Origin of the sequence: Bradyrhizobium valentinum (assembly GCF_001440405.1) — a bacterium.
Classification (GTDB): domain Bacteria; phylum Pseudomonadota; class Alphaproteobacteria; order Rhizobiales; family Xanthobacteraceae; genus Bradyrhizobium; species Bradyrhizobium valentinum.
The window spans coordinates 15,389-35,100 of sequence record NZ_LLXX01000206.1 but is presented as its reverse complement, the minus strand read 5'-3'; the positions used below and the strand labels follow the sequence as shown (position 1 = coordinate 35,100).

Below are 19,712 nucleotides of genomic sequence, written 5' to 3'. Positions count from 1 at the left end.
GTGAACGACAGGTTTCCAGCGCGACCGATCTATGGTTTCGAAATGGTGGATGCGCCGCTTTTCCCGCGCTCACCGTCATCAATCGAATATTTACGCAGAATCAAATCATTGAAATTTTCTGCCAATTTTCGCCGAATTTACCTCAACGCAAACACTTACGATTTATCCACGACTGGTAGTCAGAAACGAAGCTGCGGGTTAACCGCAGCACAACCATAAGACGACCGGGGTCGCGAGATGTTTTTTCTGCTTCGCATGGCATTCTGGCTCGGGCTGGTGCTCGTGCTGCTGCCCAGGGAAAAGACGCCTGACTCGGACAAGGTGCCGCAGATCGGCGCGTCCGAAGCGGTATCGGCTGCGACCGCAGCCGTCTCCGACATGAGCCAATTCTGCAAGCGTCAGCCGGCGGCCTGCGAGGTCGGCGGTCAGGCCGCGACTGCGATCGGCCAGCGCGCGCAGGATGGCGCCCGCCAGTTGTACAAGATCATCACCAAGCCCGATCAGCCCGGCGTCCCGGACAAGAAGCCCGACCATACCAGCTCGATCGGCACCGCCGGCGACGCGGAGGCCGTGGTGGCGTCGCCCGCCGACGCCTTGACGGAGGACGACGTGGCGATCGAATTTCGGCTGCCGCGGACGCCGCTGGCCGCAAAATAAGGTCGCGGAACCGGTTCCATTTCCGTCGCTTTCGTTTGATCCGCATCCTATATAGGCCCTAAGGAAACCGACGCGGGCCAAGATGACGATCGACGAAATCAGAGACAATTTCGAGCTGCTGGAGGAATGGGACGACCGCTACCGGTACGTCATCGAGCTCGGCCGCACACTCGATCCGATGCCGGAGGCCGAGCATTCCGCCGAGAACAAGGTCAACGGCTGCGTCAGCCAAGTCTGGCTCTCCAAACAGATCGACCGCAGCGGCAACGGCGAGCCGCGGCTGAAATATTTGGGCGATAGCGACGCCCATATCGTGCGCGGCCTGATCGCAATCCTGCTCACGCTCTATTCGGGCCGCACGCCGCAGCAGATCCTGGCAGCGGATGCGCTTGCCGTATTCGACGAGTTCGGATTTCGCGATCACCTGACGCCGCAGCGTTCCAACGGCCTGCGCTCGATGGTCGAACGCATTCGCTCCGACGCGCGCGAGGCGCTCGCTGCGGCTTCCTGACGTTCAGAGCTTATAATTGACGCGTTTTCTGCCGCAGATAAGTCTACGCAATCTGCGTAAACTTGATTGATTGCTATGCGAACCGGTACCCGCTTCGCTTGAAAACGCTCTGGTCTATTTCCGCTTCCGCGCTTGCTGCCCCAGCCCCATCTTCTTGGCGAGCTGTGAACGCGCCACCGCGTAGTTCGGCGCCACCATCGGGTAATCCGGCGGCAGGCCCCATTTGTCGCGATATTGCTCAGGCGTCATGTTGTACTGCGTGCGCAGATGGCGCTTGAGCGACTTGAAGCGCTTGCCGTCCTCAAGACACACCAGATATTCGGGCGTCATCGACTTCTTTACCGACACGGCCGGCTTGGCCGGCTCGAGCGGCGTCTCGGGGCGGCCGCTCGACACCCGCATCAGCGCGGCATGGACCTGGCTGATCAGGTTGGGGATTTCCGAGGCCTGGGTCGGATTGTTGCTGAGATAGGCCGATACGATATTGGCGGTCAGTTCGACGGGCGTTTTGCCGGCGGAATCGGTCATGGCTCAACCTTCTGGGATCGCGAATGCATCGGGCGGCCACACGGTTCGAACAGCATCAACCGTGCCTATACATCCGCGGAATCTCGTACAACTTGGCGAATATGAACGAAGTGCCGGGAAACTGACAAGAACGGCGGCGCTTTATTTTCAAAGACCGGCCTCGCGGCAAGTATTGCCGATTTCAGTGCCGTTGATCGAGATGCGCACGCAGTTCATCGATCGAGGCGAAGCGCATCATCCCCTCCGGCATCTGGGCCTCAATCGAACCATCGGAATAGAGCGAATAGGCCATGCCATCGACAACACCCGATTTCAGCACCGTCACTGCCGGCTGATCCTCGCTGCGCGCCGGTCCCCCATTGGTTTCTGTGAGCGACGGGGGCGTGCGGCCGCCGCGCCGCTGCAGCGGGGTTTCACCGGGCTTTGCGCGATCCGCCTTCGGCCAGGTATCTTCGAACGATGGCGGAGGCGGCTCGGCCGATTCGACCGGAGGCACGGCGGGCGGCTTGGAGCGAAGGTCTGATGACAGCAGATCGGGCGGCAGCGGTTCACCGGCCCGGGCCTGGGCGCGCTCGCGCTCTTTCCGCGATGTCGAGGAAAACAACAGGTTGCGCTTTGGCTTGGATGCCGATGGTGGTGGTGGAGGCGCCGCGTCTTCCGGAAACATCGGCTCGGGAACCGGATGGTCGCGCAGGACAGCTTCATTCTGCCAAGGCGGCGGTGCGGCCATTGGGCCGCCGGGCTGTTCGGCGGCCGGGAAGCCGCCGCCAATGGAAGCGGAATCCCGCGGCGATGCGACAGGGAGCGCCTGCCGCATCGTGACGTCGCTACGCGCTTCCAGCACGCCAGTACCGAGCCGCCGCGCGATGTTCTTCAACTCCCGGACCGTCATCCAGAGCGCGAGCATGATTGCGCCGCTGCAAACGCCGATCACGCCGGCGATGATCAGCGTATTGCCGGTGCTGAACTCCTTGATCGGGATACCGGAGCCGATCGCCAGCAGGCCCGCCAAAACGAGGCCGATCCCGGCGATCAACATGACAACCATCATTGAACTAACCCCTCAGCCGCGCCCGAAACGCTCGCAAGCCGCCCCACGCCACGATACCGTCATATTGTGTGCACCGCCAACCGCCAATTGCGTCCAGGGTTCCGTAGTAGCTTCGTCCGGTTGCAGGATTCCGGTCGCCGGCGATCTTTGCCATTCAGATACCGTTCAGCCCGCCGACTGTAGTTTTACCCGCTACCAATTACTGCCCTTTTGTTGCATTGCATCAGGGATTTAAGCCACAATTCCCAATTACTTGGAAATGGAACTGCGCTATATGGATACCCGGGGAATGAGGCTCAAGAATATCCGAGCTGGGCCATAGGGGACGCTGGGTTACCAATCGCCATGTCAGCCATCACGACTTCTGCTCTCGATACGCCCGCGCGGCGCTCGGTGGAGCGGACCTGCGACGACCTTGCCATCTTCGTGCTGGCCGTGGTCACTCTCGTCGCGGGTCTGACTTTCCGGGACTACGGGCTCGGCTGGGACGACTACACGCACGCCGAATATGCCGACCTGCTGCTGCGGATGTACGGTTCCGGCTTCAAGGACACCGGCGCGCTGTCGTTCGCCAACCTTTATATGTATGGCGGCGGCTTCGACATGGCAGCAGCCCTGCTGCACAAGGTCATCCCGCTCGAACTGTTTGAAACGCGCCGTCTGCTCGGCGCCGTCGTCGGCTTGATCGGCCTTGCCGTGACCTGGCGGCTGGCGCGACGCGTCGGCGGCCCGCTTGCCGGGCTTGCGACATTGTTGCTGCTGGCGCTGTGCCCGACTTTCTACGGGCACATGTTCATGAACCCGAAGGACGCGCCGTTTGCCGTCTCGATGGTGATCCTGATCCTGGGTCTGGTGCGCCTGGCGGAGGAATATCCCGCGCCCTCGCCGCGAACCATCCTGATCGTCGGCCTCGGCGCCGGTCTCTCCATCGGCTGCCGGATTCTCGGCGGGATGGCGGTGGTCTACGCGATGGTCGGCTTCGTCCCGCTGCTGATCGAGGAAGTTCGCACGCAAGGCTGGCGCGAAGCGATCCGCCGCTTCGCCCATGTCGTATACGTGCTGCTGCCGGGCCTCGTGCTCGGATACCTGATCATGGGCCTGGTGTGGCCGTGGTCCATCATGGAGGCGGACCATCCCTTCAAGGCGCTGACCTATTTCTCGCACTTCTTCGAAAAGCCCTGGAAGGAGATGTTCGACGGCGCGCTGGTGTCGGTGCCCGATATGCCGTGGTCCTACCTGCCGACGCTGTTCGCGCTGCAGCTTCCCGAGGTACTGCTCGCGCTGTTGTTCGCCGGCATCGTCGGCACCTTCAGGTCGCTGTCGCGCGCTGATGTGTCGGCCCGCCGCAAGACGATCCTGCTGATGCTGACGCTGGCGGCCAGCCTGCCGCTGGTGATCGCGATGGTGAAGCGTCCGGCGCTCTATAACGGCATCCGGCATTTCGTTTTCGTCATCCCGCCGATGGCGGTGCTCGCCGGCGTGTCGTTCGCTTGGGCCATGACCTGGCTCAAGGATAATCACCGCCGCTGGCAACCTGCCGCACTGGCGGTGTTCACGTTCGGCTTGCTGTTGCCGCTGAGCGAGATGATCCGCCTGCACCCTTACGAGTACACCCATTTCAACCACATCGCCGGCACCGTTCGCGGCGCCGACAGCCTGTTCATGCTCGATTATTGGGGGCTGGCGCTGAAGCAGGCGTCTGACGGCCTGCGCGAAGAGCTGGTCGAGCGGCAGGAAGTGCCGCCGCTGGGACGTAAATGGAAGGTTGCGGTGTGCGGTCCGCAGCGTCCGGCGCAGGTCGCGCTCGGCCCCGACTTCACGATCGGCTGGGACAGCCAGTCCGCCGATTTCGCGATGACGCTGGGCGAGTTCTACTGCAAGGGCCTCACCGCCCCGGTCATGGTGGAAATCAAGCGTGACGATGTCGTGTTCGCGCGTGTCTATGATATCCGTGGCCGCGGCATCTCCACGCTGCTGGCAATTCCGGCGCCCTAGTAGCCCGCAAAGGCATGACTGCCACCCGTGACGCCTGCCTTGCTGGCCGTTCGGCACGGGGCTAGGCTCGCTCTCGAAAATCAGCAACGCACGGGAGAAAGCGCGCCATGTCGCCAGCTAAAGCTCGCTTGAAGCAAGTTCCCTCCGGCATGACGGACGCCGAGTGGAACCAGCGCATCAATCTCGCGGCCTGCTACCGCCTCGTCGCGCTGTATGGCTGGGATGATCTGGTCGACACCCACATCTCGGCGCGCGTGCCGGGCCCCGACCATCACTTCCTGATCAACCCTTACGGCCTGATGTTCGAGGAAATCACCGCGTCGAGCCTGGTCAAGGTCGATCTCCATGGCAATCAGCTCAGCGAGAGCGAATACAGCATTAATCCGGCCGGCTTCACCATTCATTCGGCGATCCACGAGGTGCGCGAGGATGCCGGCTGCGTGCTTCATCTGCACACGTCTGACGGCACGGCAGTCGCAAGTTGCATGGAAGGCCTGCTGCCGATGAACCAGACCGCGCAATTCGTCACCCACGACCTCGCCTATCACGATTACGAAGGCGTGGCGCTGGATCACGACGAGCGCCCGCGCCTGCAGAAGGACCTCGGCGACAAGAACCACATGCTGTTGCGCAACCACGGCACGCTGACGGTCGGCCGTTCGGTCGCCTCCGCCTTCGAGCGCATGTACCATCTGGAACGGGCCTGCACGATGCAGGTGCGCACCCGCATGCTGGGTCCGACCGCCTATCCGATCGAACAGGCCGTGATCGACAAGAACGAGCGGCTGTTCGCCAATGCCGATTTTGCGGAACGGCGCTCGACCGAACTGGTGTGGCCGCCGCTATTGCGCAAGCTTGATCGAATCGACCCGAGCTACAAGACCTGAGCCAGGCAAGCGCGCGAAAGGTTACAGCGGCGTGACGGTACTGGTGACCGGCAGTTCCGGCCATTTGGGCGAGGCGTTGGTGCGTACGCTACAGGCGCAGCGGCGCGAGCCCGTCGGCATTGATGTTCGGCCTAGCGCGTTTACGCACCATGTAGGCTCGATCGCCGACCGGGCTTTCGTGCGCCGTTGCATGAAGCACGTCACGACCGTGCTGCACGCCGCCACGCTGCACAAGCCGCACGTGGCGACGCACAGCCGCCAGGACTTCGTTGACGTCAATATCACCGGCACGCTCAATCTGCTCGAGGAAGCCACTGCCGCCGGCGTCACGGCGTTCGTTTACACCAGCACCACGAGCGTCTTCGGCGATGCGCTGGTTCCGCCGCCGGGCGAGCCGGCGGCCTGGATAACCGAAGACGTCACGGCGGTACCGAAAAATATCTACGGCGTCACCAAAGCGTCTGCGGAGGATATGTGCCAGCTATTCGCGCGCAATCATTCACTTCGCGCCATCGTGCTGCGCACCTCGCGCTTCTTTCCCGAAGAGGACGACAATCGCGCGGTACGCGAGGCCTACACCGACGCCAACGCCAAGACCAACGAGTTGCTCTATCGCCGCGTCGATATCGAAGACGTGGTCAGCGCGCATCTGCTGGCGGCCCGTCACGCGCCACCGGCCGGTTTCGCGAAATACATCATCAGCGCCACCACGCCATTCTCGCGCCACGACGCGGCGGAACTGCGCGCCAACGCGCCGCTGGTGGTCCGCCGTTACGTGCCGGATTATGAGGCCGAATTTGCGCGGCGCGGCTGGACGATGATTCCGGGCATCGATCGCGTCTACGTCAACGACCGGGCGCGGGCCGAACTCGGCTGGCAGCCACGCCATGACTTCCGCGCGCTGATTGCGCGGCTGCGGGCTGACGAGGACGTTCGCAGCCCGCTGGCACGCGAGATAGGCAGCAAGGGTTATCACGATCAGGTTTTTGGCGAGGGTCCCTACCCGGTGGAGTGAAGACGCGGTGAGAAATATCCGGTGCAAGCGCTGCGCGGATGCGCTAAACTGCCGGCCACATACCTCTACACGTCCGGAATCAAAACGCCGCCCAATCCCGGGCGGCGTTTTTGCCTTAGGGCACATGCCGTAGGATGGGTAGAGCGAAGCGAAACCCATCATCCAGCCGCGCTAAGATCGCTCGCCGAAACCCGCGCCTAGCTCCGCAACATCGCCCGCCCAATCTTCGGGATAAATTCCAAGCTTTATCATGCGATGAAACGACGAATACGGCCAATCCTTAACCCGCGTTACAAGTCCATGCTTGACCGGATTGATATGGACGTAGTCGATGTGACGCCCAAAATCATCCTCATCGCGGATCGTGTGCTCCCAATAGCGCCGCTGCCAGATGCCGCGCTCGCCTTTGGCGGCGCGGCTAGCTGAAACAGGCTCGCCGACTGGGAAGTTGCGTGAAAACGTCGATTTGATCAGCCGCCAGCGCGTCGCAAAATCCCGATCGCCGCCGGGTAGCGTCCAAACCGCATGAAGATGATCGGGCAGTACGACAATCGCGTCGGTCGTGAAGGGATGGCGCTGCCGTGTCTCACGAAACGCAGCGCGCAACTCATCGATGTGCAGTGTCAGCAATCGGAGATGCCTCTCCGCCAGATTGACGGTGAAGAAAAAGCTGCCTCCGGCGACGAAGTTGCGACGATAGTTGGCCATGGCACTTACTGGTGCGGCGAGATGATGGGTTTCGCTTTCGCTCTACCCATCCTACAAACGCGCTACTTCGCCCCTTCCGCGAACGCCCCCAAAATCCGCGCCCAGGAGCGGATGCCCTTATGGTAGCTCTTCAGGTCGTACTTCTCGTTCGGCGAATGGATGTTGTCGTCGTCGAGGCCGAAGCCGACCAGCACGGTGTCGAGGCCCAGCGTGCGCTTGAAATCCGCCACGATCGGGATCGAGGCGCCCGAGCCGATCAAAAGCGCCTCCTTGCCCCATTCGTCCGTCAGCGCGCGCTTGGCAGCCGCTAGCGGCTTCATGTTCCAGTCGAGCGCAATCGCCGGCGCGTTGGAATGGTCGGTGAACTCGGCCTTGCAGTCGGCAGGCACGCGCGTCCGCACAAAGTCGCGGAAAGCGTTGCGGATCTTTTCCGGGTTCTGCCCTTCCACGAGCCGGAACGAGACCTTGGCGGACGCTTCCGCCGGGATCACGGTCTTGGAGCCCTCGCCGGTATAGCCGCCGATGATGCCGTTGATGTCGCAGGTCGGACGCGAGGACACCTGCTCGATCAGGAGACGGTCCTTCTCGCCGGCAGGAATCGAGAGGCCGATCGGCTTCAGGAACGACTCCGGCGTGAGGTTGAGATTCTTCCACTGCGCCAGAATATCCGGCGGCAGGTCCTTCACGCCATCGTAGAACCCGGGGATGGTGATGCGACCGTTGTCATCGTGCAGGCCGCCGAGAATGTTCGTCAGCACCCGGATCGGGTTGCGCGCACCGCCGCCGAAAATGCCGGAATGCAGGTCGCGATTGGCGGCCTTGATCTTGACCTCGTCATAGACCAGCCCGCGCAGCGAGGTCGTGATCGCCGGCGTGTTCTGGTCCCACATGCCGGTGTCGCAGACCAGCGCGAAATCGGCCTTGAGGTCGCTCTTGTTCGCTTCCAGGAACGGCACGAAATTCTTCGATCCGATTTCCTCCTCACCCTCGATGACGATGGTGATGTCGACCGGCAACGATCCCGTGACCTTCTTCCAGGCGCGGCAGGCCTCGACGAAAGTCATCAACTGGCCCTTGTCGTCCTCCGCGCCACGCGCAACGATGATCTTTCGGCCATCGGCGTGATCGGTGACGACGGGCTCGAACGGCGGGCGGTGCCACAGATTGAGCGGATCGACCGGCTGCACATCATAGTGGCCGTAGAACAGAACGTGAGGCCGACTGCCCGCGCCGCCATTGGCTTTGGCGACGATCGCGGGATGCCCAGCCGTCGGCCTCACCTCGGCCTTGAAGCCGAGGGTCGCGATATCTTTCGCAAGATGATCGGCAGCCGCCTTGCACTCGCCGGCGAAGGCCGGATCGGCCGAGATCGACTTGATCCGCAGCAGCGCGAACAGGCGCTCGAGGCTGTTGTCGAAATCGGCGTCGATATGGTCGAGGACCGGCTGGATCTTTGCGTTGGACATGCTGATCATCCCTGGCTGTGAGCCTTGTTATTAACATCGAGTTGTAGCTTGCCTGCGGCCTGAGGCAAGGCGGCATCCGCCGCAGGCGGATGGCGCATGTGCCAGACCAGCCCAGCCGTGAGCAGGATGGTGGCAGCGAGATTGTTGCCATAGGCCTGCAGGTCGATCGGGAACAGTGGAAGCGACAAGCACAACAAACCGCCCGCCACGGCGAGCAGCGCCCATGTGCCGGTTCTGACCGCGGGTCTCGGATCATAAGCGGCGCGATGGGCCAACACGGTGATCGGAAAGAACAGCCACAGAAAGTAATATTGCCGCGCCAACGGCGAAGCGACCGTCATCAGGCAAAAGAGGATGCCGAGTTCCTCGGCATCCGACCGTTCGGTCCGGCGCGATGCCGGCGGCATGACGGCGACATAGCCGAGCCCGATCGCGAGCGATATCGCGAGCACCATCCAGTTCGCCGTCCTGTAATCGAGATTGGCGACGTTCATCGTGCGCACGGGCTTGGACGGGTCGTCCTGATTGTAATTCACGGGCCGCGTCAGGCGGTGCGTCACTGCGATGATCGACTGGTTGACCCACGACCAGTTCTGCTCGTCGCGCTGTCCGAACCCCTTCTCCGAACTAGACCCCACCATGCCCTGGTACCAGGTCTTCAGCTCCGTGACGTTGTGCTGGAAGCCGCGAAACGGCGCCGGCAGCACGAACAGAAATACGCAGGTGAACACCAGCATGCTCGCGGCCGCCGCCCACTGTCTTCGCCACACCAGATAAGGCAACACCGCCACCGGAAACACCTTGATGGCGGTCGCCAGCGCAAACATGCTGCCTGCCATCCAGCCTCGCTCGCTTCGCAGCAGCCAGAACCCGTAGAGCATCAGCGCCAGCAGCAGGAGGTTCGGTTGGCCGAGGTCGAACATGTCGAACACGAAGGTGACGGTGACGAAACCCGGCAGCGCTTCCAGCCACGGCCCAGGTTTCCGCCCCGATCCCGCCATCGCGTGCGAGAACTGCGCCGTCATCCACCACGCGACGATGTTGAGGAACGACAGGCACAGATAAAGCGGGATCTTGCCGAACCAGCTCGGGATCGCGAGCAGCAGGGCCGACAGCGGCGGATAGATGAATTCGAAATAGCTGCCGGGATCGTCGGGGTAGAGATTCTTGCCCTGCAGCACCTGCTGCCCCGCCCAGAACCACAGCGGATAGTCCTTGGTCTTGCCGTTGCCCCAGATTTCCGGGACGAGGACATCGGCGGTCAAGGCGATGCAGCAGACCAGAAACAGGACATCGAGCGGCCTTCGTAGCGACGGATATCTCAGCACGCGCTCGTTCCAGAAGTCAGAGGGGAGATCGTAGCTTTACCGCCGCAGCAGTCCGCCAAGCGCGCCGCGCACCAGCGCGCGCCCGACGGAACTGCCAAGCGATCCGCCGACCGACTTGCCGAGATCGGCGACGATGCCGCCGACCACCCTGTTGGTGACCGAACGGGTAACGTCTCGCGCGATGACCTGACCGGTCGACAGCCTGCCGCGCTTGACGTTGGTGCCGAAGATCGTGCCGACGATCGAACCGATCTGGCCGAGAATTCCGCCGCCGCTTCCGCCGGCATCCGCACCGTCCGCAGGCGCTGCCGTTCCTGCCACGCGCTTCTGCAGCATCTCATAGGCAGATTCGGCGTCGACCGCGGTATCGTATTTGCCCTTGACCGGGCTCCTGCTCATGATCGCCTTGCGCTCTTCCGGCGTAATCGGCCCGATCCGCGCCGTCGGCGGCCGGATCATCACGCGCTCCACCATGGTCGGCGTGCCGCCGCCTTCGAGGAACGACACCAGCGCTTCGCCCTTGCCGAGCTCCATGATGACGCGGGCGGTGTCGAGCTTGGGGTTGGGCCGGAAGGTCTGCGCCGCTGCATTGACCGCCTTCTGGTCGCGCGGCGTGAATGCGCGCAGCGCGTGCTGCACGCGACCGCCCAATTGGGCCAGCACTTTGTCCGGCACGTCGATCGGGTTTTGCGTGACGAAATAGACGCCGACGCCCTTGGAGCGGATCAGGCGGACCACCTGCTCGATCTTGTCCAATAGTGCCTTCGGCGCGTCGTTGAACAATAGATGCGCCTCATCGAAGAAGAACACCAGTTTCGGCTTTGGCAGGTCGCCGGCTTCCGGCAGTTCCTCGAACAGCTCCGACAGCATCCACAGCAGGAAGGTCGCGTAGAGCCTCGGATTCTGCATCAGCTTGTCGGCGACCAGAATATTGACCATTCCCCGGCCGTCGCTGTCGGTCTTCATGAAATCTTTCAGCAACAACGCCGGCTCGCCGAAAAATTTCGTTCCGCCCTGATTTTCCAGCACCAGAAGCTGGCGCTGAATGGTCCCGATCGTCGCCTTGCTGACATTGCCGAAGCTCTGCGCGGCCTTTCGAATTTCGGCGAGTTCATCCTCCTCGTCATCCGGCCCCTTCTTGCCACCGGCTGGCGCGATCGCATCCAACAGCGACCGCAGATCCTTCATGTCGAGCAACGGCATGCCGTTTTCGTCCGCCACGCGGAATGCGACATTGAGGACGCCTTCCTGCACGTCGTTCAGATCGAGCATCCGTGACAGCAATAGCGGCCCCATTTCCGTGACCGTGGCGCGAACCGGGTGGCCCTGCTCGCCGAACACGTCCCAAAATACCGTCGAGAACTGGTCGGGCTGGAAATTGAGGCCCATTTCTCCGGCGCGCTTGAGGATGAAATCCTTGGCCTCGCCGACTTCTGAGATTCCGGAAAGGTCACCCTTGATATCGGCCGCGAACACGGGAACACCGGCGCGGGCAAAGCCCTCCGCCATCACTTGCAGCGACACGGTCTTGCCGGTGCCGGTTGCGCCGGTGACAAGGCCATGCCGATTGGCAAGCGCAAGCGACAGCCAGGCCGTCTGTTCACCCTTTCCGATAAAAATCTTCTCATTGGTATCGGCCGTCTTGTTATCGGAGGTCATCGCATCGCCTCTTCGCGCGCATCGGGGAGATTTGGTTGACAATCATATCGCATCCTGCCCGCCGATTGAAACCGTCAGCAGCGTATACGCGACCGTTCGCCCGCCTCGCCGTTCGCATTTCTCATACTTTTTTCCGACCTCCGGCGGTGAAATCCAGAACGCAGCGCAACAAGCCAGCGTGAATCCGGCATTCACTCTTGCATTGCTGCAACACTCGCAGCGCGATCTAGAACCAAACTCGTCTTGATGTGCGCGGATCGCTTGTATTTCAGATCGCAGGCGCTCAAGATCAAATTGACAAGTAGACGACCCGGTAAAACCGGTTGGGGACGGGGCAATATGGACGAACTGATAGCACGGCTGGCCTCCAAGGCCGGCATCGATAGCGCTGTCGCTGAAAAAACCGTCGGAATCGTTCTGGGTTTTCTCCGTAACGAGGGGCCCTCCGACAAGGTTCAGGCCCTGATCGACCAAATTCCGGGTGCCGAGGCTGCGATTGCGGCTTCCAGCAGCAATGGTGGATTCTCAAGGCTGATGGGCGGAGGCTTGATGGCGGTCGGCACCAGGCTGATGGCGCTTGGTCTGGGCATGAGCGAGATTCAAAACGTGGCGCGTGAACTTTTCAGGTTCGGCCGCGACAAAATCGGAGCGGATCAAATGGGCGAAATCATTTCAGGGACGCCGGGTCTCAGCCAGTTCGCATAAAGCGCATCTCTTCTGAGCACATTCGGCCTGAGCACATTTTTTTCATTGAGTATCATGACATATCCCCTCTCCGAGATCGAAGGCTTGACCGCCTACTCTGCCTCGAAGCTGAAATCGCAGGGCATTCGCACCACGGAAGCGCTGCTGGAAGCCGCCCGCACGGTCAAGGGGCGTAAGGCGCTCGCAGCGAAGACCGGCATCAGCGAACAGCAACTGCTCGAATGGGCGAATTTTTCCGACTACATGCGCATTCCCGGCATGGGCAAGGCCAAGGTAGGTCTGGTGCGCGCGGCCGGTGTCACCACCGTGCGCGAACTCGCGCTCCGCAATCCGGCGCGCCTGGCCCAGAACATGAAAGACGTGAACTCAAAGCGCAAACTGGTCCGGGTTCTGCCCTCCGAAAGATCGGTCGAGCAACTGATCGAGCAGGCACGCAAGCTTCCGCCGATGATCAGCTACTGAAACCGGTCACGCCTGCCCGCGAAGGCCGGCTCTCAATGCCTTGACTTGCCAGCGCGGACCGCGCAAAGCCACGGCATGATCGCAGCCAAGCCCAGCCCCACCGCCGCGACCGGTCATCCGGTGCTGCCAGCGCTGCTGTCCAGGCCCTATCCGGCGGTGATGGGCGTCCTGAATGTGACACCCGATTCATTCTCCGACGGCGGGCAATTCGCCGCCCCCGAGCGCGCGCTGGCCCAGGCCCGGCGAATGATCGCCGAGGGCGCCGACATCATTGACATCGGCGCGGAGTCCACCCGGCCCTACGGCTCGGAACCGATCTCGGCGGAAGAAGAATTGAAGCGCCTGCAGCCGGTGCTGTCCGACGTCGTCGCGCTCGGCATTCCAGTGTCGATCGACAGCATGAAATCGGCCGTCGTCGCCTGGGCGCTCGATCAGGGCGCCGCCATCACCAACGATGTCTGGGGCCTGCAGCGCGATTCCGGCATGGCAGGCCTCGTCGCCGAGCGCGGCCTGCCCGTCATCGTCATGCACAACCGGGAGCGCGCCGATCCCGCAATCGACATTATGCAGGACATCGCCGATTTCTTTGCGCGGTCGCTCGACATCGCCGCGAAGGTTGGAATTTCGTCTGACAAGATCGTGCTCGACCCCGGCATCGGCTTCGGCAAGACGCCCGAGCAGAGCTTGACCGCGCTGGCTCGGCTCGGCGAGTTGCAGTCGTTCGGACTGCCACTCTTGGTCGGCGCCTCGCGTAAGCGTTTTATCAGCACGGTGACGCCATCGGAACCGCATCAGCGGCTCGGCGGTTCGATTGCCGCGCATCTGTTGGCGGCCCAGAATGGGGCGCGGATCATCAGGGCGCACGACGTCGCGGAAACCGTGCAGGCACTGCGCGTGGCCGCTGCAATCAAGGAACAGGGATGAGCGATACGATCTTCATCACCGGCCTCGTAACCCATGCCCGCCACGGCGTGATGGAGCACGAGACCAAAGTCGGGCAACGGTTCGTGATCGATCTCGAACTCTCCATCGACCTGTCGGAATCCTCGCACTCTGATCGGCTGTCCGACACCGTTTCTTATGCCAGCGTGGTCGAGACCGCGACCGCCGCGTTCACGAACGCTAATTATAAGCTCCTGGAGCGCGCGGCCGGCGCCGTTTCGGACGCGATCTTCGCGGCGTTCCCGCGCGTCCATGCGGTCAAGGTTACGGTCCACAAGCCGCATGCGCCGATTGCCGAGATCTTCGAGGATGTCGGCGTGGTGCTGATGCGCAAGCGGCCATCGTCCTGATGGCAAGTGTGCTGATCGCGCTCGGCGGCAATGTCGGCGACGTCCGCGCGACATTCCGCAAAGCCGTCAGCAATATTTGCGGCATGACGCAGGCCGCCCTGCTCGCGCGTTCCTCTGACTACACCACCCCGCCCTGGGGCGAGGAAGACCAGGCGCCGTTTACCAACGCCTGCATCGAGATCGAAACCAGCCTCGATCCGCATGCGCTGCTGTTCACGCTGCACAAGATCGAGAAGAAGTTCGGGCGCGACCGCGCCCACGAGACACGCTGGGGCCCGCGTACCCTCGACCTCGACCTGATCGCCTATGACGATGTCAGGCTCGACAAGCCGGAACTGACGCTGCCGCATCCGCGCCTTTTCGAACGCGCCTTCGTGCTGGTGCCGCTGGCCGAGATCGCGCCCGATCGTATCATTGCGGGACGCCGCGTCCGCGATGCGCTGGCGCAGCTTTCAACCGAGGGTATCCAGCGGTTGCCCGACCTCGATTGACCCCGAAAGACCCAAAACAACCGTTTGGCTTGGCGCCCGCCCCGTGGCAATTTCCAGCCAAATCAAGGGACGACCAGGGAATAATGGGCCGGATGACCAAGACTGACGAGCTGACATTGGCCGCGGAGTTTCCGCAGGCAACCTTTGAGGACTGGCGCAAGCTGGTCGACGGGGTGCTGAAGGGCGCGCCGTTCGAGAAACTGGTCAGCAAGACGTCCGATGGGTTGAGGATCGATCCGATCTATCGCCGCGCGAAAGGCGCCGCGCCGGTAGCCGGCCGTGCCGCCGCTGCGCCCTGGCAGATCATGCAGCGGATCGATCATCCCGATGCGAAGGTGGCCAACGCGCAGGCGCTGCACGATCTGGAGAACGGGGCGACGGGGCTGACACTTGTGTTCGCCGGCGCCAATGGCGCGCACGGGTTTGGTCTGGATCCTTCGCCGGAGGCCGTTGCGCAGGTTCTCGACGGCATCTATCTCGACGCCGGCATCGGCATCGAACTTCAGATCGGTCCGCAGTCGCGAATGGCGGCCATTCACGTCGCCGAATACATCAAGGGCAAAGGCATCGATCCCGCGGCCTGCGACATCCGTTTCGGCCTCGATCCGCTCGGGTCCTGTGCGGTGTGGGGCTCCAGTCCCTATAGCTGGGAGGAGATCGCGACCGCGGTCACCAGCGCGATCAAGGGCCTCGCCGCGATGGGCTTCAAGGGTCCGCTCGCCGTTGCCGATGGACGGGTCATCCACGATGCCGGCGGATCGGAAGTCCAGGAACTGGCATTCGTGCTCGCCACAGGCGTCGCCTATCTGCGCGCGATCGAGCAGGCCGGGATTGCGCTCGAAGATGCCCAAAGCATGGTGTATGCGAGGCTCAGCGCGGATGCGGACCAGTTCCTGACGCTGGCGAAATTCCGGGCGCTGCGGCTGCTCTGGGCACGGATCGAACAGGCCTGCGGCCTGACGTCCAAGCCGCTGTTCGTCGCGGCGGATACGGCCTGGCGCCTGCTGACGCAGCGCGACGCTAACGTGAACATGCTGCGCGCGACGATGGCGACCTTCTCCGCCGGTCTCGGCGGCGCCAACGCCATCACGGTCTTGCCGCACACGCTGGCGTTGGGATTGCCCGATCCCTTCGCGCGGCGTGTCGCGCGCAATACGCAACTGGTGCTCCTGGAAGAGTCCAATCTCGCAAAAGTCTCCGATCCCGCGGCCGGTTCCGGCGGCATCGAAACATTGAGCCAGCAACTCTGCGAAGCCGCATGGTCGCTGTTTCAGGAGATCGAAAAGGCCGGCGGCATCTTCGCCGCACTCGAGCAGAGTCTGATCCAGAAAAAGGTCGCCGCGACGCGGGCCGCCCGCGAGGCCAATATCGCCAAGCGGAAGGACGTGCTGACGGGCGCGAGTGAATTTCCGAACCTGCATGAGGCTGAGATCGCCGTCCTTGATGAGACGCCCGTCGTGCTGCCGCCCTATGGCGAGGCGAAATTCAAATTCGATCCGCTGGCGCCGATACGGCTGGCCGCGCCCTTCGAAGCGCTGCGCGACAAATCGGACGAAAAACTCAAGACGTCAGGCGCGCGGCCAAAAATCTTCCTCGCCAATCTCGGCACGCCCGCCGACTTCACCGCGCGCGCCGCCTTTGCCAAAAGCTTCTTCGAGACCGGCGGGATCGAGGCGATCGATACGCAAGGATTTGCCGACCCTGCGGCGCTGGCCACAGCGTTCAAGACGTCAGGTGCTGCGATCGCCTGCGTGTGCTCGTCCGACAAGGTCTATGCGGAACACGCGGCGGCGGCCGCAAAGGCCCTTCAAGCCGCCGGCGCCAGGCATATCTATCTAGCAGGGCGGCCCGGCGAGCAGGAGGCCGCGCTGCGCTCGGCCGGCGTCGGCGATTTCATCTTTGCCGGCGGCGATGCGCTGGCGATGCTGCAGGAAGCCTGGCGGCGGATGGAGGGAACATGACATCGGACAGGAAGGCTATTCTGACCGGCGGCTGTCAGTGCGGAGCGGTACGCTTCGCCGTATACGCGACCCCGGTGAAAATAGGGCTGTGTCATTGCCGGATGTGCCAGAAAGCGGTTGGCGGTCCATTCATATCGCTCGCCGAGGTCAAGCATGAGGATTTTGCGTGGACACACGGCAAGCCGGCAACCTTCCGCTCGTCATCGATCGCCGAGCGCGATTTCTGTGCTGCCTGCGGAACACCGCTCAGCTATCGGGCGATCGGCGGAGACGTGATTGAGCTCACCACCGGCAGCTTCGACCGGCCGGACCTCGTCGTTCCGACCTACGCCACCGGCACCGAGTCCCATTTGGCTTGGGTCGGCAGGATTGCCTATCTACCTGGTCGAAGCACGCTTGAAGCTGCGGGCGCCGAATACCTTAACCGCATCGTCAGTCACCAGCATCCGGACCATGATTAGGGGTGACGCTCCCCGACAATCACATGTGCTACAATGGGTACCATGAGCCGCATACCGAACTTCGCAGATATCGCCTTTGAAGCCACCGCGCCCGCGCAGCCCACGGGCAGCGCCGAGCCTTGGCTGACGCCCGAGGGCATCCCGGTAAAGCCCGGCTACAGCGAAGCCGATCTCGAAGGCATCGATTTCCTGGAGACCTGGCCGGGCGTCGCGCCCTATCTGCGCGGCCCCTACCCGACCATGTACGTCAATCAGCCCTGGACGATCAGGCAGTATGCCGGCTTCTCGACGGCGGAGGATTCCAACGCCTTCTACCGCCGCAACCTCGCCGCCGGCCAGAAGGGCCTTTCGGTCGCGTTCGACCTCGCCACCCACCGCGGCTATGACTCAGATCATCCGCGCGTCTCCGGCGACGTCGGCATGGCGGGCGTGGCGATCGATTCCATCTACGACATGCGCACGCTGTTCGCGGGCATTCCGCTCGACCGGATGAGCGTGTCGATGACCATGAACGGCGCGGTGCTGCCGATCCTTGCGCTGTTCGTCGCGGCCGCCGAGGAACAGGGCGTTCCGCCGGAGAAACTGTCGGGCACCATTCAGAACGACATTCTGAAAGAGTTCATGGTGCGCAACACCTACATCTATCCGCCGGCGCCTTCGATGCGGATCATCTCCGACATTTTTGCGTACACTTCGCAAAAAATGCCGAAGTACAATTCGATTTCGATTTCCGGCTATCACATGCAGGAAGCTGGAGCGACACAGGATCTCGAACTCGCCTATACGCTGGCCGACGGCGTCGAATACTTACGCGCCGGGCTTGCCGCGGGCCTCGACGTCGACCGCTTTGCGCCGCGGCTGTCGTTCTTCTGGGCGATCGGCATGAACTTCTTCATGGAAGTCGCCAAGATGCGAGCCGCGCGGCTGTTGTGGGCGAAGCTGCTGACCCAGTTCAATCCGAAGGATCCGCGCTCGCTGTCGCTGCGCACGCATTGCCAGACCTCCGGCTGGTCGCTGACCGCGCAGGATGTCTTCAACAATGTGATGCGCACCACGATCGAAGCGATGGCGGCGACGCAAGGTCACACCCAATCGCTGCACACCAACGCGCTCGACGAGGCGCTCGCGCTGCCGACAGATTTTTCGGCCCGCATCGCGCGCAACACGCAATTGTTCCTGCAGCAGGAAAGCGGCACCAACCGCATCATCGATCCCTGGGGCGGCTCCTATTATGTCGAGCGGCTGACGCACGACCTCGCGATCAAGGCCTGGGGCCATATCCAGGAGGTCGAGGCGCTCGGCGGTATGGCCAAGGCGATCGAGGCCGGCGTACCGAAGCTGCGCATCGAGGAAGCCTCCGCCAAGACACAGGCCCGCATCGATGCCGGCAAGCAGGCCGTGATCGGCGTCAACAAGTACAAGCCGGTCGACGAGGCCGCGATTGACGTGCTCAAGGTGGAAAACTCCACCGTGCGGCGGCTGCAGATCGACAAGCTGAAGCGGCTGCGCTCCGAGCGTGACCAGAAGGAAGTCGACCAGGCGCTGGCCGCGCTGACGCGCAGCGCCGGCGAAGGCAACGGCAATCTGCTGGCGCTGGCGATCGATGCTGCGCGCGCGAAAGCCACCGTCGGCGAAATTTCGGACGCAATGGAGAAAGTGTTCGGGCGTCACCGCGCCGAAATCAAATCCATCACCGGCGTCTACAAGCGGGAGGCGTCCGCCATGTCCAACCGGGTCGAGAAAGTGCAGGAACTGATCGATGCGTTCGAGAACGCCGAGGGCCGCCGCCCCCGCATCCTCGTCGCCAAGATCGGCCAGGACGGCCACGACCGCGGCCAGAAGGTGATCGCGTCCGCGTTCGCCGATGTCGGCTTCGACGTCGATATCGGGCCGTTGTTCGCCACGGCCGACGAGGCGGCGCGGCAGGCCGTGGAGAACGATGTGCATATCCTCGGCGTATCGTCGCTGGCGGCCGCTCATCTCACCGCAGTGCCGGAGCTCAAGGCCGCGCTGAAAAAGCACGGCCGCGAGGACATCATGATCATCATCGGCGGCGTCGTCCCGCCGCAGGACTATGACGCCCTTTACAAGGCCGGCGCGGAAGCGATCTTCCCGCCCGGCACCGTGATCTCGGATGCCGCCGAAGAGCTGATCCACAAGCTCAACGCCCGGCTCGGCCATAGCGAGGCGGCGGAGTAGCTGATAGACTGGCTAGATTACGGACCAGGTCACGCCATGACGCGCGAAGAGATTATTGCAACAATCAGGAAAAACGCTGAAGCAATCAAAGCCGAGGGCGTAACCAAGCTTGCCATATTCGGCTCACGCGTGCGCGGCGACAATCGTCCGGATAGCGACATCGACGTGCTTGTCGAAGTCGAACACGACGCATCGTTCTCGCTTCTCGACCTCATTGGTGTCGAGCATATCATTGAAGACGCAACAGGATTGCCGGCGCAGGCCACCATGCGCCGATCGATTCCGCCTCGCTTCGCCGAGCGAATCGCGGACGATGTCGTGGAAGTCTTCTGACGT

20 protein-coding genes are annotated in these 19,712 nt (G+C 62.7%); 14 read left to right on the top strand and 6 right to left on the bottom strand.

All coding sequences use genetic code 11. The annotated features are described in order from the left end of the window. Nucleotides 1-237: 237 nt before the first annotated feature. Both CP49_RS36090 and CP49_RS36085 read left to right on the top strand, forming a co-directional pair. Complete coding sequence (locus tag CP49_RS36090) at nucleotides 238-657, top strand: DUF5330 domain-containing protein (RefSeq protein WP_057854864.1); 420 nt, start codon at nucleotides 238-240, stop codon at nucleotides 655-657. 82 nt (nucleotides 658-739) lie between these two features. Then, nucleotides 740-1,168 carry a SufE family protein gene (locus CP49_RS36085; RefSeq protein ID WP_057854863.1) on the top strand — a complete coding sequence of 143 codons (429 nt, stop codon included), beginning with the start codon at nucleotides 740-742 and terminating at the stop codon, nucleotides 1,166-1,168. Between the two features lie 114 nt (nucleotides 1,169-1,282). On the opposite strand, the gene CP49_RS36080 is transcribed toward CP49_RS36085, so the two are convergent. After that, on the bottom strand, nucleotides 1,283-1,696 hold the full coding sequence (locus tag CP49_RS36080; RefSeq protein ID WP_057854862.1) for a Ros/MucR family transcriptional regulator: 414 nt from the start codon (nucleotides 1,694-1,696) through the stop codon (nucleotides 1,283-1,285). A 181-nt stretch (nucleotides 1,697-1,877) separates the two neighbouring features. Then, entirely contained in the window at nucleotides 1,878-2,747 is an 870-nt protein-coding gene (locus CP49_RS36075) for a hypothetical protein (protein WP_057854861.1), read from the bottom strand. A gap of 345 nt (nucleotides 2,748-3,092) precedes the next feature. Between CP49_RS36075 and CP49_RS36070 the strand changes: the two genes are divergently transcribed. The 3 genes from CP49_RS36070 to CP49_RS36060 all read left to right on the top strand — a co-directional run bounded on the left by CP49_RS36070 (nucleotide 3,093) and on the right by CP49_RS36060 (nucleotide 6,644). Continuing rightward, nucleotides 3,093-4,742, top strand: coding sequence for a glycosyltransferase family 39 protein (locus CP49_RS36070; protein WP_057854860.1), 1,650 nt, complete (start codon nucleotides 3,093-3,095; stop codon nucleotides 4,740-4,742). 107 nt (nucleotides 4,743-4,849) lie between these two features. Next, a complete protein-coding gene (locus CP49_RS36065; RefSeq protein ID WP_057854859.1) occupies nucleotides 4,850-5,629 on the top strand; it encodes a class II aldolase/adducin family protein in 780 nt (259 codons plus the stop codon). A 31-nt stretch (nucleotides 5,630-5,660) separates the two neighbouring features. Further along, on the top strand, nucleotides 5,661-6,644 hold the full coding sequence (locus tag CP49_RS36060) for an NAD-dependent epimerase/dehydratase family protein (RefSeq protein ID WP_057854858.1): 984 nt from the start codon (nucleotides 5,661-5,663) through the stop codon (nucleotides 6,642-6,644). A gap of 171 nt (nucleotides 6,645-6,815) precedes the next feature. Here the strand turns inward: CP49_RS36060 and CP49_RS36055 are convergent, their stop codons facing one another. From CP49_RS36055 to CP49_RS36040, 4 genes are all read right to left on the bottom strand, one after another. Beyond that, a complete protein-coding gene (locus CP49_RS36055) occupies nucleotides 6,816-7,352 on the bottom strand; it encodes an REP-associated tyrosine transposase (protein WP_057854857.1) in 537 nt (178 codons plus the stop codon). 62 nt (nucleotides 7,353-7,414) lie between these two features. Then, complete coding sequence (locus tag CP49_RS36050; RefSeq protein ID WP_057854881.1) at nucleotides 7,415-8,818, bottom strand: M20/M25/M40 family metallo-hydrolase; 1,404 nt, start codon at nucleotides 8,816-8,818, stop codon at nucleotides 7,415-7,417. A 5-nt stretch (nucleotides 8,819-8,823) separates the two neighbouring features. Then, on the bottom strand, nucleotides 8,824-10,146 hold the full coding sequence (locus CP49_RS36045) for a glycosyltransferase family 87 protein (RefSeq protein WP_057854856.1): 1,323 nt from the start codon (nucleotides 10,144-10,146) through the stop codon (nucleotides 8,824-8,826). 36 nt (nucleotides 10,147-10,182) lie between these two features. Then, nucleotides 10,183-11,805, bottom strand: coding sequence for a helicase HerA-like domain-containing protein (locus tag CP49_RS36040; RefSeq protein ID WP_057854855.1), 1,623 nt, complete (start codon nucleotides 11,803-11,805; stop codon nucleotides 10,183-10,185). A gap of 339 nt (nucleotides 11,806-12,144) precedes the next feature. On the opposite strand from CP49_RS36040, the gene CP49_RS36035 reads away from it, so the two are divergent. The 9 genes from CP49_RS36035 to CP49_RS35995 all read left to right on the top strand — a co-directional run bounded on the left by CP49_RS36035 (nucleotide 12,145) and on the right by CP49_RS35995 (nucleotide 19,709). After that, nucleotides 12,145-12,510 carry a DUF2267 domain-containing protein gene (locus CP49_RS36035; protein ID WP_057854854.1) on the top strand — a complete coding sequence of 122 codons (366 nt, stop codon included), beginning with the start codon at nucleotides 12,145-12,147 and terminating at the stop codon, nucleotides 12,508-12,510. Nucleotides 12,511-12,564: 54 nt separating this feature from the next. Beyond that, nucleotides 12,565-12,972: a DUF4332 domain-containing protein gene (locus tag CP49_RS36030; protein WP_057854853.1), complete on the top strand. Its 408-nt coding sequence runs from the start codon at nucleotides 12,565-12,567 to the stop codon at nucleotides 12,970-12,972. Nucleotides 12,973-13,047: 75 nt separating this feature from the next. Then, nucleotides 13,048-13,896, top strand: a complete 849-nt coding sequence (folP, locus tag CP49_RS36025; protein ID WP_057854852.1) for a dihydropteroate synthase — start codon at nucleotides 13,048-13,050, stop codon at nucleotides 13,894-13,896. Then, nucleotides 13,893-14,264 carry a dihydroneopterin aldolase gene (gene folB / locus CP49_RS36020; protein ID WP_057854851.1) on the top strand — a complete coding sequence of 124 codons (372 nt, stop codon included), beginning with the start codon at nucleotides 13,893-13,895 and terminating at the stop codon, nucleotides 14,262-14,264. Before folP ends, folB begins: the two co-directional genes overlap by 4 nt. Further along, the gene (gene folK / locus CP49_RS36015; RefSeq protein ID WP_057854850.1) at nucleotides 14,264-14,755 is read left to right on the top strand and encodes a 2-amino-4-hydroxy-6-hydroxymethyldihydropteridine diphosphokinase; all 492 of its coding nucleotides are present in this window, start codon (nucleotides 14,264-14,266) and stop codon (nucleotides 14,753-14,755) included. Before folB ends, folK begins: the two co-directional genes overlap by 1 nt. Nucleotides 14,756-14,847: 92 nt before the next feature. Further along, a complete protein-coding gene (locus CP49_RS36010; protein WP_057854880.1) occupies nucleotides 14,848-16,716 on the top strand; it encodes a methylmalonyl-CoA mutase subunit beta in 1,869 nt (622 codons plus the stop codon). Next, nucleotides 16,713-17,177: a GFA family protein gene (locus CP49_RS36005; RefSeq protein ID WP_057854849.1), complete on the top strand. Its 465-nt coding sequence runs from the start codon at nucleotides 16,713-16,715 to the stop codon at nucleotides 17,175-17,177. Before CP49_RS36010 ends, CP49_RS36005 begins: the two co-directional genes overlap by 4 nt. Before the next feature lie 42 nt (nucleotides 17,178-17,219). Then, the gene (gene scpA / locus CP49_RS36000) at nucleotides 17,220-19,376 is read left to right on the top strand and encodes a methylmalonyl-CoA mutase (RefSeq protein WP_057854879.1); all 2,157 of its coding nucleotides are present in this window, start codon (nucleotides 17,220-17,222) and stop codon (nucleotides 19,374-19,376) included. Nucleotides 19,377-19,412: 36 nt separating this feature from the next. Beyond that, nucleotides 19,413-19,709 carry a nucleotidyltransferase family protein gene (locus CP49_RS35995; protein WP_057854848.1) on the top strand — a complete coding sequence of 99 codons (297 nt, stop codon included), beginning with the start codon at nucleotides 19,413-19,415 and terminating at the stop codon, nucleotides 19,707-19,709. The last annotated feature ends 3 nt before the right edge of the window (nucleotides 19,710-19,712 follow it).